This is a genomic window from Nonomuraea montanisoli (assembly GCF_013363975.1).
In the GTDB taxonomy this organism is placed as follows: domain Bacteria; phylum Actinomycetota; class Actinomycetes; order Streptosporangiales; family Streptosporangiaceae; genus Nonomuraea; species Nonomuraea montanisoli.
Window position 1 is genome coordinate 145,323 of the sequence record NZ_JABWGN010000006.1, and the last position, 15,483, is coordinate 160,805.

Annotated in this window: 12 protein-coding genes and 1 pseudogene; 8 read left to right on the top strand and 5 right to left on the bottom strand. The window is 75.0% G+C overall.

Features of this window, described 5'->3' with window-relative positions:
• Positions 1–65 precede the first annotated feature (65 nt).
• Positions 66–899: an NAD(P)H-binding protein gene (locus HTZ77_RS16215; protein WP_175590428.1), complete on the top strand. Its 834-nt coding sequence runs from the start codon at positions 66–68 to the stop codon at positions 897–899.
• Positions 900–915: 16 nt separating this feature from the next.
• Here the strand turns inward: HTZ77_RS16215 and HTZ77_RS16220 are convergent, their stop codons facing one another.
• Positions 916–2,109 (bottom strand): cysteine desulfurase-like protein, encoded by a 1,194-nt coding sequence (locus tag HTZ77_RS16220; RefSeq protein WP_175590429.1) that lies wholly within the window; start codon positions 2,107–2,109, stop codon positions 916–918.
• Between the two features lie 239 nt (positions 2,110–2,348).
• Between HTZ77_RS16220 and HTZ77_RS16225 the strand changes: the two are divergent.
• Together HTZ77_RS16225 and HTZ77_RS16230 are read left to right on the top strand one after the other, a co-directional pair.
• Positions 2,349–3,284 (top strand): annotated as a pseudogene (locus tag HTZ77_RS16225) (RNA polymerase sigma factor); the annotation flags it as partial.
• An 89-nt stretch (positions 3,285–3,373) separates the two neighbouring features.
• The gene (locus tag HTZ77_RS16230; protein WP_175590431.1) at positions 3,374–4,012 is read left to right on the top strand and encodes a hemerythrin domain-containing protein; all 639 of its coding nucleotides are present in this window, start codon (positions 3,374–3,376) and stop codon (positions 4,010–4,012) included.
• A gap of 107 nt (positions 4,013–4,119) precedes the next feature.
• Here the strand turns inward: HTZ77_RS16230 and HTZ77_RS16235 are convergent, their stop codons facing one another.
• Complete coding sequence (locus HTZ77_RS16235) at positions 4,120–7,959, bottom strand: AfsR/SARP family transcriptional regulator (protein WP_235994764.1); 3,840 nt, start codon at positions 7,957–7,959, stop codon at positions 4,120–4,122.
• Positions 7,960–8,235: 276 nt separating this feature from the next.
• Here HTZ77_RS16235 and HTZ77_RS16240 point away from each other — a divergent pair, with 276 nt between their 5' ends.
• Positions 8,236–9,369 carry a winged helix DNA-binding domain-containing protein gene (locus HTZ77_RS16240; RefSeq protein WP_328808613.1) on the top strand — a complete coding sequence of 378 codons (1,134 nt, stop codon included), beginning with the start codon at positions 8,236–8,238 and terminating at the stop codon, positions 9,367–9,369.
• Between the two features lie 6 nt (positions 9,370–9,375).
• On the opposite strand, the gene add is transcribed toward HTZ77_RS16240, so the two are convergent.
• Positions 9,376–10,395 (bottom strand): adenosine deaminase, encoded by a 1,020-nt coding sequence (gene add / locus HTZ77_RS16245; RefSeq protein WP_328808614.1) that lies wholly within the window; start codon positions 10,393–10,395, stop codon positions 9,376–9,378.
• 126 nt (positions 10,396–10,521) lie between these two features.
• On the opposite strand from add, the gene HTZ77_RS16250 reads away from it, so the two are divergent.
• The 4 genes from HTZ77_RS16250 to HTZ77_RS16265 all read left to right on the top strand — a co-directional run bounded on the left by HTZ77_RS16250 (position 10,522) and on the right by HTZ77_RS16265 (position 13,608).
• The gene (locus HTZ77_RS16250) at positions 10,522–10,866 is read left to right on the top strand and encodes a YciI family protein (protein ID WP_235994801.1); all 345 of its coding nucleotides are present in this window, start codon (positions 10,522–10,524) and stop codon (positions 10,864–10,866) included.
• Between the two features lie 113 nt (positions 10,867–10,979).
• Positions 10,980–12,230 carry an RNA polymerase sigma factor gene (locus tag HTZ77_RS16255; protein ID WP_175590801.1) on the top strand — a complete coding sequence of 417 codons (1,251 nt, stop codon included), beginning with the start codon at positions 10,980–10,982 and terminating at the stop codon, positions 12,228–12,230.
• A gap of 39 nt (positions 12,231–12,269) precedes the next feature.
• Positions 12,270–12,866: an ArsR/SmtB family transcription factor gene (locus HTZ77_RS16260; protein ID WP_328808615.1), complete on the top strand. Its 597-nt coding sequence runs from the start codon at positions 12,270–12,272 to the stop codon at positions 12,864–12,866.
• A 1-nt stretch (position 12,867) separates the two neighbouring features.
• Positions 12,868–13,608, top strand: a complete 741-nt coding sequence (locus tag HTZ77_RS16265; protein WP_175590435.1) for an SRPBCC family protein — start codon at positions 12,868–12,870, stop codon at positions 13,606–13,608.
• 61 nt (positions 13,609–13,669) lie between these two features.
• Here HTZ77_RS16265 and HTZ77_RS16270 read toward each other — a convergent pair whose 3' ends face one another.
• Both HTZ77_RS16270 and pip read right to left on the bottom strand, forming a co-directional pair.
• Positions 13,670–14,326, bottom strand: coding sequence for a class I SAM-dependent methyltransferase (locus HTZ77_RS16270; protein WP_175590436.1), 657 nt, complete (start codon positions 14,324–14,326; stop codon positions 13,670–13,672).
• Positions 14,327–14,399: 73 nt separating this feature from the next.
• Positions 14,400–15,356 carry a prolyl aminopeptidase gene (gene pip, locus HTZ77_RS16275; RefSeq protein ID WP_175590437.1) on the bottom strand — a complete coding sequence of 319 codons (957 nt, stop codon included), beginning with the start codon at positions 15,354–15,356 and terminating at the stop codon, positions 14,400–14,402.
• Positions 15,357–15,483 lie beyond the last annotated feature (127 nt).

A 15,483-nucleotide genomic window follows, 5' to 3' on the forward strand; every position in this document is an offset into this window, starting at 1 on the left:
TCTCCCACCCCAAATCATGTGTGTCACGCAATATATGCGTCACGAATATACCTACAGAAGGAACCATGACCATTCTCGTCACCGGCGCGCGTGGCGCCGTCGCCCGCCACCTCATCGCCCTGCTGCGCGAGCGCGGCGCCGAGGTCCGCGAGGCCTCCGCCGCCCCCGCCCCCGGTCTGCCCGACCGCGTGGTGTGCGACCTGGACGACCCCGCCACGTTCGCGCCCGCGCTCAAGGGCGCCACCTCGGTCTTCCTGTACGCCAACGCCGCCCACGCCGACGCCTTCGCCCGGGAGGCTGCCGAGGCCGGGGTCGAGCACATCGTGCTGCTGTCCTCGGCCTCGGTGCTCCACCCCGACGCCGCGACCAACCCCCTGGCCGCCTCGCACCTGAACGCCGAGCGCGCCCTGGTCGCCGGCCCGGTGCGGACCACGCTGCTGCGGCCCGGCTCGTTCTCCTCCAACGCGCTCGCCTGGTCCTGGGCGATCAAGGCCGGCGAGCCGGTCGCCCTGCCGTACCCGGACGCCCACAACGACCCCATCCACACCGCCGACGTCGCCGCCGTCGCGCTCGCCGTGCTGACCTCGGGCGGAGAGCACGGCGAGGCCCACACGCTGACCGGACCCCGGTCGGTCACCTTCGCCGAGCAGCTCGGCGTCCTGGCCGGCGTCCTCGGGCGGCCCGTCGAGATCCGGCGGGTCAGCCCCGAGCAGTGGAAGGAGGACATGTCCGCGTACATGAACGCCGGCTTCGCCGACGCCCTGCTCGACTACTGGTGCTCCACCGTCGGCAAGCCGGTCGAGATCACCGACACGGTCGAGCGGCTGACCGGCCGGCCCGGCCGCGACTTCGCGACCTGGGCCCGCGAGCACGTCGCCGACTTCACCGCGGCCGGCTGATCCTGCCGTGGGGGCGTCAGCCGGCGCCCAGGCCGGCGATGCCCTCCAGGAGGCGGTCCACGTCGGAGCGGTCGTTGTAGTGGACCAGCCCCGCCCGCACCGCGCTCCCCGCCTCCCGGATGCCGAGCGTGCCCGTCAGCTCCCAGGCGTAGTTGTGGCCGTTCCACACGTTCACCCCGCGCCCGGCCAGGTGCTCGGCCACCTGGCGCGGCGTCCGGCCGGCCACCGTGAAGTACGCCGTCGCCGTCCGCCGGGCCGCCTTGCCGTACAGGGTGACGTGCGGCATCGCCTCCAGCCCGGCCAGCAACGCCCCGAACAGCTCCAGCTCGTACGCCTCCGCGGCGCCCATCGAGGCGAGCAGCCGTTCGCGGCGCGAGCCCGTCCCCGGCACCATCGCGGCCAGATGGTCGACGGCGGCCGTCACTCCCGCCAGGTCGGCGAAGGCCGCCGTCCCCCGTTCGAACCGCTGCGGCACCGTGTCCGGCGACGAGGCCAGCTTGTCCGGGCGCAGCCGTTCCAGCAGCGCCGGGTCGGCCACCACCGCGCCGACGTGCGGGCCGGACCACTTGTAGGCGCTGGTCGCGTAGAAGTCGGCGCCCAGCGCCCGCATGTCGGCGGGGCCGTGCGCGGTCGCGTGCACCCCGTCCACGTACGTCAGCGCCCCCGCCGCGTGGGCCACCTCGCAGATCGCCGCCACGTCCGGGCGCGTGCCCAGCACATTGCTCGCCGCGGTCACCGCCACCAGCCGCGTGCGCTCGCCGACGAGCTCCCGGTACTGCTCCACCGGCAGCTCACCGGTCACCGGGTCCACCTCGGCCCAGCGGACCGTCGCGCCGGTCCGCGTCCACGGGCGGACGTTGGCGTCGTGGTCGAGCCGCGAGACCACCACCTCGTCCTGCGGCCCCCAGTCCTTGGCGAGGGTCATCGCGAGCCGGTACGTCAGCGTCGTCATGTTGGGGCCGAGGATCACGCCCTCCGGGCGGCCGCCGACCAGGTCGGCCACGGCGGCCCGGCACCCGTCCACGATGGCGTCGGAGCGGTGGCTGGCGGGGAAGGCGCCGCCGACGTTGCCGAGGCCCGAGCGGTAGGCGCCGGCGATCGCGTCGATGACGGCCCGCGGGACCTGGGTGCCGGCCGCGCCGTCGAGGTAGGCGTGGCCGTCGGACAGGGCGGGATAGGAGGCTCGGACCTTTTCGTGCGGAAAGCGCATGGAAAGGTGATGCTCGTCCGCGTCAGTCCTCAATCGTCCGCTGGTGCGGCCAGAGGGGGTGCCGGGTGCGAAGCGCGTTCACGGGGGAAGATAGCCAGGAGGACGGCCACCCGCCGCACCAGGGCCCGAGCGGCCCCGGCGGCGGCCCGCGCACCGGGCACGGTTGGGTAGCGTGGACGGTGGTGACCTGCCTGTAGCGAGGAGTTGTCGTGTCTCAAGCAGCAGAGGTTCTCGAACTGGACGACGGAGCCGCCGACTCTCCCGCGGTCGGCGCCGACTCCGTCAAGACGTATCTGTCGGCGATCGGGCGCGTGCCGCTGCTGTCCGCCGAGCAGGAGATCGACCTGGCCAAGCGGATCGAGGCCGGACTGTTCGCCCGCGAGCGCCTCGACACCGAGCTCGACCTGCCCGCCGACCTGCGCGCCGACCTCGAACTGATCGCCGCCGACGGCACCCGCGCCAAGCAGCGCATGCTGGAGGCCAACCTGCGGCTCGTGGTCTCCATCGCCAAGCGCTACACCGGGCGCGGCATGCTCTTCCTCGACCTCATCCAGGAGGGCAACCTCGGGCTCATCCGGACGATCGAGAAGTTCGACTACCGGCTGGGCTTCAAGTTCTCCACCTACGCCACCTGGTGGATCAAGCAGGCCATCACCCGGGCCATGGCCGACCAGGCCCGCACGATCCGCATCCCGGTCCACATGGTCGAGCTGATCAACAAGGTGGCCCGGGCGCACCGCCGCCTCCAGGCCGACCTGGGCCGCGAGCCCACGCCGGAGGAGATCGCCGCCGAGACCGACCTGCCCGCCGAGCGGGTGGCCGAGGTCCAGGCGTACGGGCGCGAGCCCATCTCCCTGCACACGCCGCTCGGCGAGGCGGGGGAGAGCGAGTTCGGCGACCTCATCGAGGACACCGAGGCGGTCTCGCCGGCGGACGCCGTGTCGTTCACGCTGCTGCAGCAGCAACTGCGCGACCTGCTCGACGAGCTGAGCGAGCGCGAGGCGGGCGTGATCTCGATGCGGTACGGCCTGGTCGACGGCAAGCCGATGACGCTGGACGAGATCGGCCGCGTCTACGGCGTCACCCGGGAGCGCATCCGCCAGATCGAGGCCAAGACGATGTCGAAGCTCCGCCACCCGTCGCGGGCCCGCGCGTTGCGCGACTACCTGACCTGACCTTCTCGCGGCGGGCAGCCAAGTCGTCACCAAGAGCGGGCCAAGAGCCCGGGAGCAGGCTGGGCGTCATCACCGATCGAGGAGATCAGATGGCACCCAACCTGCTCGGGATCCGCATCACGCACCGCGCCATGCGCGGCGACACGCGCCGCCTGGCCGTGCTCATGAACGACCTCGTCGCCGGCCGGCAGGACGCCGGACCTGCCCGGCGCGAGGCGATCAGCACGTTCGTCACCCGGCTGTGCGCCGGGATCCACCATCATCACCGGGCCGAGGACGACGTCCTGTGGCCGGTCATCGTCCGGTCGGCGGGCGCGGAGGTGGACCTGAGCGACCTGACCGACGACCACGCGCAGCTCGACCCGCTGCTGGACGAGGTCGTCCGCGACGCCGACGCCTTCCGCGGCGACCCGCCGGCCGCGATCCGCCTGGCCAAGAACCTGGCCACGCTCGCCGACCTGCTCGACGAGCACATCGAGGAGGAGGAGCGGCTGCTGTTCCCGGTCATCACGGCCTACGTCTCCGAGGAGGACTGGCAGCAGGTCGAGGACGCCGTGCGCAAGGGCGGCGACATCGGCTTCGACCTGCCGAGGATCGGTCAGTACGCGCGGGCGGAGGAGCTGGCCGAGCTGCGCCGGCTGGCCGGCCCGGTGCTCGCGCTGCTGCTCACCCTCACCCGCCGGGGGCACCGGCGCCGCCAGCGCTTCGTCTTCGGCGCCGCCGCCTGAACGCGGCCGGTCCGCCACGCGCCCGCCACGCGCCCGTCGCGCGGCCGGTCCGCCACGGGCCCGTCGGGGGCGCGCGGCGCGGGAGGTCGGGTGTGCGGCGGAGGGCGTCAGGGCAAACCTTCGAACCGCTCGCGGGCCTGCCGGGCCCAGCGCGGCGCACCCACCCCTTCGGCGACCGCGACGGCCCGCGCGTAGTGGTCACGGGCGGTGTCCGGCCCCAGCCCCAGCAGCCCGGCCAGATCCCCCAGCACCAGCGCGACCGGCCCCAGCGTGACGGAGCCGCTGTGCATCCCGCCGAGCTCGCCGTCCCAGGGCAGCAGGTTCCGATAGCACCGCTCGGCGGCCTCCCGGTGCCCCAGCGCGACGGCGGTCTGGGCGTGCAGGGTCTCCCACAGCAGCCAGTAGTAGTCACGGGGATGGGCGACCCGGGGCCGCCAGACCCGCCGGGCGGCGGCCAGGTCCCCGGACGCGGCCAGCGCCCCGGCGTACAGCTCCCGGGTGGCCTCGTTGGGCACCCGTTCGGCGAGCAGCGCCAGCTCGGGAACGGACGCCCGCACGTCGCCGCGGGCCAGCCGCACCACGAACCTCCCCACCATGCCCATGGCCTCCGCGTTGACCGCGCCGCGCTCGGCCATCTGCCGGGCCAGGCCGTCGTAGACGGCCTCGGCCGCGTCGTAGTCGCCCTCGACCAGCTTCCGCAGCCCGCCGAAGAGGGTGAGGATGGCCAGCGACAGGCCGAGCTGGCCGCTGGTCGACACCTCCACCCCGCGGTCGGCGTGCCGGGCGGCGGCCTCCAGGTCGTTGCGGCCGAGCGCGGCCATGAGCAGCGCGCCGTGCCCGAGCGTGAGATACCCGACGAGGCGGTGCGCGCGGCCCAGCTCCAGCAGCTCGGCGCCCACGGCCTCCAGCTCGGCGCGCCGCTCGGGGGCCAGCAGCGCGAAGTAGCGGGCGTTGAGCGCCAGGCAGAGCAGGTCGGGACGTCCCGCCCGGCGGGCCAGAGCCACCGCCTCGGCGCCGGCGGCGTCCACCCGCGCGTCGTCGTGCCCCTCCATGGCGAACACCAGCGTCGCCAGCAGCCGGCAGCGCGCCTCGTCGCCGGGGCCGGCGGCCAGCTCGCGCTCCAGGGCGGCGACGAACTCCTCGTCCAGGCGGGCGTCCACCTGGATCGTCCAGATCACGGGCGCGTCGTACGAGGTCAGCGCCCGTTGCAGCGGACTCGGGCCACCGGTCGCGGCGCCACGGCCGATCGCGTGAGCCGCCCCGGCGGCGTGTCGGCTGATCGCGTGGGTCGCCTCCCCGTGAGCCGTTCCGGCGGCGTGTCGGCCGATCGTGTGGGCCGTCTCGACCGCCGCGGTCCTCGCGGCCAGGGCGCCGATGACGTCCCCGGCGTGGCCGAGCGCCGACACCAGCCCGCACAGCAGCTCTAGCCGCGTCCCGTCCGTGGTGGCGAACTCCAGCGCCGCCCGCCACAGGGCCGCCGCCTCCCGGTGCGCGTGCAGGCCGGACGCCTGGAGGGCCGCCGCCCGGGCGTACCGGACCGCGTCCGGCGAGGCGGCCTCCAGCGCGTGGTGGGCCAGCGCCGCCACGTCGCCCGGCCGTACCCGCTCCAGGGCCGCGACCACCCGCCCGTGCAGCCGGGTGCGCCGGATCCGCGCCGTGTCCTCGTACAGCACCTCGCGCACCAGCACGTGCGCGAACCGGACCCGGCCCGGTCCCGGCTCGGTGAGCAGCCCGGTGATGACCCCCGCCTCCAAGCCGTCGAACACCGTGTCCTCGTCGCCGTCGTGCAGCGCGATCAGCACCTCCACGTCCGCCTCCCGTCCCACGACGGCGGCGTTGCGCAGCACGGTCCGCGCGGTGGCGGGCAGCCGGGCGACTCGGCGGCGGATCAGGTCCCGCACGCCCGGCGGCAGCGCCCGCGCGGCCCCCGCCCCCTCGGAGGAGATCAGCCGGGCGGTCTCGCACACGAACAGCGGGTTGCCCTGCGTGCGCTCGGCGACGGCGCGCACGTCGGCCGGGTCGAGGTCCCGTCCGCTGTGGCGCCGCAGCAGCGCGGCGACCGCGGCCTCCTCCAGCCCGCCGAGGTCCACGTGACGCCCCGCGCCGGCGAGCGCGGCCAGCGTGGCGGCCAGGTCCTCGGTCACCTCCGCCGGCCGGTACGTGGCCACCACCAGGAGGTCGGCGGCGTCCGGCAGGTGCCGCAGCAGGTGCAGCGTCTCGCCGTCGGCGCGGTGCACGTCGTCCAGCACCACCAGCAGCGGCGCGCACGCCGCGAGATACCCGGCCACGGCCCGGGCCAGGCGGAACTGGTTCGGAATCGCGACGCCGTCCCGCAGCAGGGGCGCCAGCCCGTCCTCGTCACCGGACGGCGGCGCCGTTCCCCTCCCGTCACCGGACGGTGGCGGCGTTCCCCTCCCGCCGCCGGACGGTGGCGTCAGTCGCGCTCCGTCCTCGGACGGTGTCGCTGTCCTCGTCCCGTCGCCGGGCGGTGCCGCTGCTCCCGTCCCGCTGCCGGGCGGCTGCACGGTCCCCGGCCCGTCACCGGGCGGCCGCACCGTTCGCGTCCCGTCGCCAGGTGGGCGCGCGGCGGCCAGGTCCCGGACGATCTCGCTCCACGCCCACGCGGGCGGCGCGTCCCCGTCGATCTCCGGGCAGCGCCCGAGCGCCACCCGCCGGCCGCGACCGGCCAGCTCCGCCGCGAACGCCTCCGCCAGGGCGCTCTTCCCGGCGCCCGGTTCGCCCGCCAGCCACACCATCCTCCGCCCCGGGCGCCCCGCCTCCTCCCGCAGAGCCGCCAACTCCCGCCCGCGCCCCACCAACTCCCGCCCGCGCTCCGCGAGCTCCGGCCCGCGCTCCGCGAGCTCCGGCCCGCGCTCCGCGAGCTCCGGCCCGGGGGCTGCGAGCTCCGGCTCCGGGTTCGCGAGTCCCCGCTCCGGGTCCGCGAGCCCTCGCTCCTGGCCCGCGTGTTCACGCTCCCGACCAACGAGTCCACGCCCGCGCCCGGCCGGCCTCTGCTCCTGGACGGCCGTCGACCCGTACTCGCGCCCGCTCCGGTGAGACCCCTCCTGGTGCTCACCCGGGGCATCCTCGCGTCGGCCGGTCTCTCCGCCACCCGAGCCCCGAAAACCTCCGACGGCCTGCACGACTCCGGCCTGCGGGGACGAGCCCCCGTTCGCCGAGGGGGGCCGCAGCGACGGCGACTGCCGCAGGATGTCCTGCTCCAGCGCGCGCAACGCGGGACCGGGATCGACCCCCAGCTCCTCGGCCAGGTGCCCGCGGGCCCGCCGCAGCACCGCCAGCGCCTCGGCCTGGCTGCCCGACCGGTACAGCGCCAGCGCCAGCAGTCCCACCGCGTTCTCCCGCAGCGGGTGGGCCTCGGCGTGCCGCCGTAACTCCGGCACGGCGTCGACGTGGCGGCCGAGCATGAGCGCGGCCTCGGCGCGGTACTCGGCCGCGATCAGCCGCAGCTCCGCGAGCCGTCCCGCCTCCGCGGCCGCCCACCCGTCGGCGAACTCCCCGTACGCCGTCCCGCTCCACCACCCCAGCGCCCCGTCCAGCAGGCGGTGCGCGTCCGCCGCCGCGCCGCGCTGCAGAGCCGTGCCGGCCGTCTCCACCAGGCGGGGCAGCCGCCAGGCGTCCACCGCCTCTTCCGGCAGGCGCAAGCGGTAGCCGGGCGGAGTGCTGACGATCACTGTGGCCGGGGCACGCGGCGGCCGGTCCGGCTCCAGGAGGCGGCGCAGGTTCGAGATGTAGACCTGGAGCGCGGCCAGCGCCTTGGGCGGCGGCTGCCCCTGCCACAGGTCCTCGATGAACCGGTCGGTGGACACCACCTGCCCGCCCTCGGCCACCAGGCGCGCGAGCACCGCGCGCTGCCGCGCCGGCCCCAGCTCGACGGGACGGCCGCCGAGGGTGACCTGGAGCGGTCCAAGGATGTGCAGCTGAAGCATGGCGCCGTCATCCTCCCATGATCGGAAGAGGGGCCATAGGTCCATAAATGACTAAAGAGGCGCATAGTCCCTGGTTGATGTGAACGTCCGGGAAGCGGCCCGACGCCGGGCCAATCGCGTGGCCGCGCGAGCCGAGCCGGCCGGCCCGTTCGAGCGCTCGATCACCCGCGAGTACGCCTCCCTCACCCGCGCTCTCCCCGTGCAGGCGGGCAATCGCGGAACGAATCTTTCCGCATTGTGCTCTAACGTGGTCGTGAACCACTGAGGAGGGACATCGTGATCGAACTTTCCTGGCGTGAGGTCAGCGCGCGCAGGCTGGAGCGGCAGGGCCTGGCCGCGCCGATGAAGGCGGGCACTCCCGCGGGGGCGGTGGGAGCCATGTGCGGGGCGCACGCCCAGGTCATGTCGGCCGCCGAGCTGTCGGTCGCGCTGCGGCTGGAGGGCGCGACCCGCTCGACGGTCCGCGAGGCGCTGTGGGGGACGCGCGAACTGGTCAAGACCCACGGTCCGCGCGGCACCGTCCACCTGCTCCCGGCCGCGGATCTGCCGATGTGGGTGAGCGCCCTGTCGGAGCTGCCGCTGGTCGGACCGTCTTTCCCCGCGCACGTGCGGATGACCGGCGAGCAGACCGAGAAGGTGGTCGAGGCCATCGCCGGGGCCGTGCGGGAACGCGAGCTGACCATCGACGAGCTGGGCGAGGCCGTGGTGGCCGCCACGGGGCCGTGGGCGGGCGACCTGGTGATGCCCGCGTTCCAGACGATGTGGCCGCGCTGGCGGCAGGCGATGGCGGTGGCCGCCCACCGGGGCGCGTTCGTGTACGGGCCGGCCCGCGGGCGCAAGGTCACCTACACCGCCCCGCCCCCGGGAACCCTGCCCGGCCCGGCCCTGGGAGCGAAGGAGCTGCTCAGGCGGTACCTGCTCGCCTACGGTCCCGCCACGCCCGAGGACTTCGCGCAGTGGCTGTGGGTGCCGAAGGCGTGGGCGGCCCGGCTGTTCGCCTCCGCGGACCTGGAGGAGGTGCGGTTCGCCGGGCGCCCGGCCTGGGTCGTGGCGGGCGACACGGAGACGCCCGGCGAGCCGCCCCGGGGTGTGCGGCTCCTGCCGTACTTCGACGCCTACCTGGTGGCGGGTCGGCCGCGCGAGCTCCTCTACCCGGGCGCGGCGGCCGGACGGGCGCTGAACGGGGGACAGGCGGGCAACCACGCCGTGCTGCTGGTGGACGGCGAGGTGGCCGGGGTGTGGCACCAGCGGCGCTCCGGCCGCCGCGTCCACGTCACGGTCGAGCCGCTGCGTCCGCTCACGGCGGCCCGGTCGCGCGAGCTGGACGACCAGGTCGCGCGCATCGGCGAGATCCTGGAGGCCCGCCCGGAGCTGACCATCGGCCCCGTCACCACCGGCCCCCACGCCTGACCGGCCTCACGCCCCGGTCGCGGGCGTCTGCCCGCCGGTCAGCCAGGCGTCCATGCCGGCCCTGAGCCTCGCCTTGACGTCCTCGGGCGCGAACGACGCCTCGACCGAGGCCCGGGCGAGGTCCGCCAGCTCCTCGTCCCCGTACCCGAACACCTCCCGCAGCCGCCCGTACTCCTTCGCCAGCGCCGTCTCCCCGTCGGTGTTGACCGTGACGACCAGCCCCGCCGCGCGCAGGCGCGGCAGCGGATGCGCGGCCAGCGACGGCACGAGCCCGAGCAGCACGTTGGACGTCGGGCAGACCTCCAGCGGCACCCGCCGCTCCCGCAGCTCGGCCACCAGCTCCTCGTCCTCCAGGACGCGGATCCCGTGGCCGATCCGCTCGGCGTGGCCCAGCGTCAGCGCCTCCCGGACGCTGTCCGGGCCCGCCGTCTCGCCCGCGTGGTGGACCAGCCGCAGCCCGGCGTCCCTGGCCTCGTCCAGCACCTGCGCGAACGGCGCCAACGGATGGCTCTCGTCGCCCGCCAGCCCGACGCCGATCACCCCGTCGTGGCGGCGCGCCAGCTCCACGGTCCGCCGCAGCCGCTCCACGGATCGCCGCCGCGAGTGGTCCAGGAGCAGCCGGCACTCGATCCCGTACCGCGCCGACCCCTCGGCGAGCCCGTCGAGCACGGCCTCCAGCGGCAGCTCCGGCGCCCCGACCCGCTCGCCGTGGGCGGCGGCCGTGAACGTCAGCTCCGCGTAGCCCGTGCCCTGCGCCGCCTCGTCCTCGCAGAACTCCAGCGCCACCCGCCGGAAGTGCTCCGCGGTGACCAGCCGCTCCCGTACCAGGGCCCGATGGTCGGCGAACTCGGCGAAGCTGCCGAACGGTCCCTCCGGCTCGGGCGGGCCGCCCAGCTCGCGCACGGTCGACGGCCGTACGGTGCTCTCCAGGTGGACGTGCAGGTGCGCCTTCGGCAGCCGGGCGACGTCGCGCGGCTCCTGCGGGGGACCGGGGGGCTTCACCGAGCCGGTCTGGTGCTCGCTCACATGCGTGAACTATACGAAAGCCGTACATGCCAGACGCGGAGGGGGCGGGATTCGCGGGCGGCCGTGCTTGCCGGTTGGATGAGGGGAAGCACGTGCCGCGCCGGCAGGAGGAGTTCTGTGAAGTACATGCTGCTGATCTACAGCAACCCCGCGTCGCAGGAGGCGATCGCCGGCAGCGTCGACGAGGTCATGGCCGAGGTCGACGCGCTGATGAAGGAGCTGAGCGAGAGCGGCGAGCTGGCCGGCGGGCAGGCCCTGGCCGGACCGGAGACGTCGCGGACGGTTCGGGTGCGCGACGGCGTCCCGGCCGTCACCGACGGGCCGTTCATCGAGGCCAAGGAGTACCTGGCGGGTTACCTGATCGTCGAGTGCGACAGCGTCGAGCGTGCGACGGAGATCGCCGCCCGCTGGCCGGACGCGCGCCTCTGCGCGATGGAGGTGCGGCCGATCATCGACGAGGTCCCCGAGTGAGCGCAGCCGATCATCGACCGGGTCCCCGAGCGAGCGGGGCCGATCATCGACGGAGTCCCCGGGTGAGCGAGGCCGGCCCGTCGTGTCCATCCGAGCCGTCGCGGCCGCGCGGGCTGTCCGCGGCGGCCGGGGGCGGCGTCGAGGACGTCCTGCGGGAGCTGGCGCCGCAGGTGCTCGGCATCCTCGTCCGCCGGTACGGGCAGTTCGACGCCTGCGAGGACGCCGTCCAGGAGGCGCTGCTCGACGCGGCCGTGCAGTGGCCCGAGCAGGGCGTACCCGACAATCCGCGCGCCTGGCTCGTCACCGTGGCCGCGCGCCGCCTGACCGACCACGTGCGCAGCGAGCACGCCCGGCGGCGCCGCGAGGAGACGGTCGCCGTCCGCGCGCCGGCCGACGAGGCCGTCGTGCCCGCACCGGGCGAGGAACGGCCGGGCGACGAGGACGACACGCTGACGCTGCTGTTCCTGTGCTGCCACCCGGCGCTGTCGCGGGCCTCGCAGCTCGCCCTCACGCTGCGGGCCGTGGGCGGCCTGACGACGGCGCAGATCGCCGCCGCGTTCCTGGTGCCGGAGGCGACGATGGCGCAGCGCATCAGCCGCGCCAAGCAGCGGGTGAAGGCGGCCGGGGTGCCGTTCCGGCTGCCGCCCGAGCCCGAGCGCGCCGACCGGCTCCGGGTTGTCCTGCACGTCCTCTACCTGATCTTCAACGAGGGCTACACCGCCACCAGCGGCCCCGAGCTGCACCGGCCCGACCTGACCCGCGAGGCCGTCCGGCTGACCCGGGCGCTGTTGCGGCTGCTGCCCGGCGACGGCGAGGTGAGGGGGCTGCTGGCCCTCATGCTGCTCACCGAGGCCCGCCGCCCGGCCCGCACCGGTCCCGGCGGCCGGCTCGTCCCGCTGGCCGAGCAGGACCGCTCGCTGTGGGACCGCGCGGCCGTCGACGAGGGCGCCGCGCTGGTCACCGCGGCGCTGTCCACCTCCGCCGTCGGGCCGTACCAGATCCAGGCGGCGATCGCGGCCGTGCACGACGAGGCGCCGCGCGCCGAGGACACCGACTGGCGGCAGATCCTCGCCCTGTACGGCGTGCTGCTCGGCCTGGAGGACAATCCGGTCGTCCGGCTCAACCACGCCGTGGCCGTGGCCATGGTGCGCGGGCCCGAGGCGGGGCTCGCTCTGCTGGACGAGCTCGCGGCCGACGAGCGGATGGCGGGGCACCACCGGCTGTCCGCGGTGCGCGCCCACCTCCTGGAGGAGGGCGGCGACCACGCCCGGGCCGTCGTCGCCTACCGCGCGGCCGCCGCGCGCACCGCCAGCGAGCCGGAACGCCGCTACCTGGAGGAACGCGCCTCCCGTCTTGACAACTAATTTTTTCGGTGGGATGGTTCGGGCATGCGAGATGTGGCGGTGATCGAAGACCCCGCGGCGGCCGAGGCGTCCCTCGACCCCATGCGCTCCAGGCTGCTGGCCGAGCTGGTCGAGCCCGGCTCGGCCACCACGCTGGCGGCCCGGGTCGGCCTGGCCAGGCAGAAGGTCAACTACCATCTGCGGACCCTGGAGAAGCACGGGCTCGTCGAGCTGGTCGAGGAGCGGAAGAAGGGCAACGTCACCGAGCGCGTGATGCGGGCCACGGCGGCCTCGTTCGTCATCTCGCCCGTGGCGCTGGCCGCCGTGCAGCCCGATCCCGCCCGGTCGCCCGACCGGCTGTCGGCGGGCTGGCTGCTCGCGGTGGCCGCCCGGCTCGTGCGCGACCTCGGCGAGCTGGTCACCGGAGCGGTCAAGGCCCGCAAGCGGGTGGCGACGTTCGGCATCGACGGCGAGGTGCGCTTCGCCTCCGCGGCCGACCGGGCGGCGTTCGCCGAGGAGCTGACGTCGTTCGTGACCGCCCTGGTCGGCAGATATCACGACGAGAGCGCCGAGGGCGGGCGCGAGCACCGGATCGTGGTCGCCGTCCACCCGTCCGTCAGGCAGTCCCGGCCGGAAACGACCGGAGGGGAGGGCTGACATGGGTCACCGGTTCGAGCTGCCCCAGGAGGCCGTGGTCGGCGTCACGCCGGAGGAGGTGTGGGAGGCCATCGCCACCGGCCCCGGCGTCGACTCGTGGTTCATGGGCCGTACCGAGGTGACCGAGAAGGCGGTGCGCACCGACTTCGGCGGACTGCTGCCCGACTCGGCCGTCACGGTGTCCGACCCGCCCCACCGCTTCGCGCACGCCAGCCCGGCGGGCGACGACGGGCGGTTCGTCGCGTACGAGTTCCTCATCGAGGGGCGCGAGCAGGGCAGCACGGTCGTGCGCATGGTCACGAGCGGCTTCCTGCCCGGCGACGACTGGGAGACCGAGTACGAGGCGATGCGGAGCGGCCTGGCGATGTTCTTCGCCACGCTGGTCGAGTACCTCGGCCACTTCCCGGGCCGCCCGGCCGCGCCCGTCACCGCGTTCGGGCCGCCCGTCCGCGACTGGCCCGGCGCCTGGCGCACCCTGTACGCCGAGCTGGGCCTGCCGGCGGCCGGTGACGTGACGGGCCGGCGCGTGGTGTTCCGGCCGGAGGGGCTGCCGCCCGTCGAGGGCGTCGTCTACTACGCCAACGCCCAGACCCTCGGAATCCGCACCCCCGGCGCGCTGTACCGCTTCATCCAGGGGTTGCCCGGCGTCATGGTGCTCTCCCACGTCCTGTTCGGCGGCGGGGACGCCGCCGCGCAGGAGGCGGCCTGGCAGGCGTGGCTCGGCCGGGTCTTCGCGGACTGACCGCCACGTCCGTGTCCTGGGTCAGGGTCTGGCTCTGACCCCCGCCAAGTCCGTGCCGGGGTCAGGGGCGGCGGGCCCGCACGCCGAGGATCACCGGCGTGGGCCCGTCGCCCTCGGCGAACGCCTCCAGCGCCAGCCCCGCCTCCAGGAACGCCCCCAGCAGCTCCGCCAGCGGCCAGTGACTCGCGCCCACCTTGTCGCGGATGCCCTGGTCCGTCCATGACTTCTTGGTCCAGTGGCCGTCGAGGTAGCCGGGCCGGACCACGATCGCCTCCGGATCGGCGCGGTCGGCGAACCCGCCGCAGAAGCACGGATGCACGCCGACGTGCACCAGCGCCCCGCCCGGCCGCAGCACCCTGGCCGCTTCCCGCAGCACGGCCGGGTAGGCCGGCATGTCGGTGTGGACCATCAGCGCCGCGACCGCCGGCAGGGACCCGTCGCGGAACGGCAGGCGCGCCGCGTCGCCCCGCACGACCGGCAGGCGCGGCCTGGCGTGGCGCAGCATCCCGGCCGACAGGTCGACGCCCACCGGCGTCCAGCCCAGGTCGCGCAGGACGCCGGCGTGGACGCCGGTGCCGCAGCCGATCTCCAGACACGCGCCCTCGCCGCGGCCCAGGAGGCCGGCCAGCACCCGGCGCTGCCCCAGCGGGTCGTCCGCGTTCCTGGGCAGGAACTCGGACTCGTACCAGTCGGCGATCTCGTCGTAGGCGGCCCTCATGCCACCATTCAGCCCGAGGCCCGCGCCCGCGCCAACGGGTTCCGCTGAAGGCTGATCGCCGGCGGGGGCGAGGTCAGGGGGTGAAGCCCGCGATGGCGGACATGATCGCGTCGCGCATCGTCTCGCTGCCCGTGTGGCCGGAGTCGTCCACCACGACGAGCCGCGCGTCCGGCCACGCCTGGGTGAGCTGCCACGCGTTCTCCAGCGGCGCCCCCAGGTCGAACCGGCCGTGGACGATCACCCCGGGGATGCCGGCCAGCCGGTGGGCGTCGCGCAGCAGGGCGCCCTCCTCCAGCCACGCGCCGTTGGCGAAATAGTGGGAGCAGATCCGGACGAAGGCCACCTGGGCGTCGGAGGGGCGGTCGCTGTAGGCGTCGCGCTTGCCGTTCGGCTCCAGGGAGATGACCGCGTCCTCCCAGGCCAGCCAGTCCTGGGCGGCCTTGGCGCGCACCTGCGGGTCGGGGTCGCTCACGAGCCGGTGGTACGCGGCCAGCAGGTCCGGCAGGTCGCCGTCGCGCTGGTCCTCCGGCACCCCCGCGCGGAAGCGCTGCCACTCCTCGGGGAAGAACCGGCCCACGCCCCGGTACAGCCAGTCGATCTCGTACCGGCGGGTCATGGTGGCGGCCACCATGACGATCTCCGACACCCGCTCGGGGTGCGCCTCGGCGTAGGCCAGCATGAGCGTGGACCCCCACGAGCCGCCGTAGAGCAGCCAGCGCTCGACGCCCAGGTGCTCGCGCAGCCGTTCCATGTCGGCCACCAGGTGCTGCGTGGTGTTGGTGCTCAGGTCGGCCGCCGGGTCGGAGGCGTGCGGCAGGCTGCGCCCGCAGTTGCGCTGGTCGAACAGGATGATCCGGTAGTGCTCGGGGTCGAACGTGCGGCGCGCGTTCGTCGAGCAGCCCGACCCGGGGCCGCCGTGGACGACGAGTGCCGGCTTGCCCGCGGGGTTGCCGCAGACCTCCCAGTAGACGAGGTGGCCGTCGCCGGTGTCGAGGTGGCCGTGGTCGTACGGCTCGATCGGTGGAAGCATCCGACCAAGATACAACAGCGCTGTCATATCGCTGGGACGGCTGCCGCGAGACCTGCCCCGGGTCGTGGCTGCCCGAGCCCGTGATCGAGGACGCCCCCGCCGGGAACGGGCCGTGACGCTCGTCGGC

Coding starts and splice junctions, on each gene's coding strand:
- HTZ77_RS16230 (WP_175590431.1), top strand. CDS start 3,374: ATGGCACCCAACCTGCTCGGGATCCGCATCACGCACCGCGCCATGCGC.
- HTZ77_RS16215 (WP_175590428.1), top strand. CDS start 66: ATGACCATTCTCGTCACCGGCGCGCGTGGCGCCGTCGCCCGCCACCTC.
- HTZ77_RS16220 (WP_175590429.1), bottom strand. CDS start 2,109: ATGCGCTTTCCGCACGAAAAGGTCCGAGCCTCCTATCCCGCCCTGTCC.
- HTZ77_RS16250 (WP_235994801.1), top strand. CDS start 10,522: ATGCTGCTGATCTACAGCAACCCCGCGTCGCAGGAGGCGATCGCCGGC.
- HTZ77_RS16270 (WP_175590436.1), bottom strand. CDS start 14,326: ATGAGGGCCGCCTACGACGAGATCGCCGACTGGTACGAGTCCGAGTTC.
- pip (WP_175590437.1), bottom strand. CDS start 15,356: ATGCTTCCACCGATCGAGCCGTACGACCACGGCCACCTCGACACCGGC.
- HTZ77_RS16235 (WP_235994764.1), bottom strand. CDS start 7,959: ATGCTTCAGCTGCACATCCTTGGACCGCTCCAGGTCACCCTCGGCGGC.
- HTZ77_RS16265 (WP_175590435.1), top strand. CDS start 12,868: ATGGGTCACCGGTTCGAGCTGCCCCAGGAGGCCGTGGTCGGCGTCACG.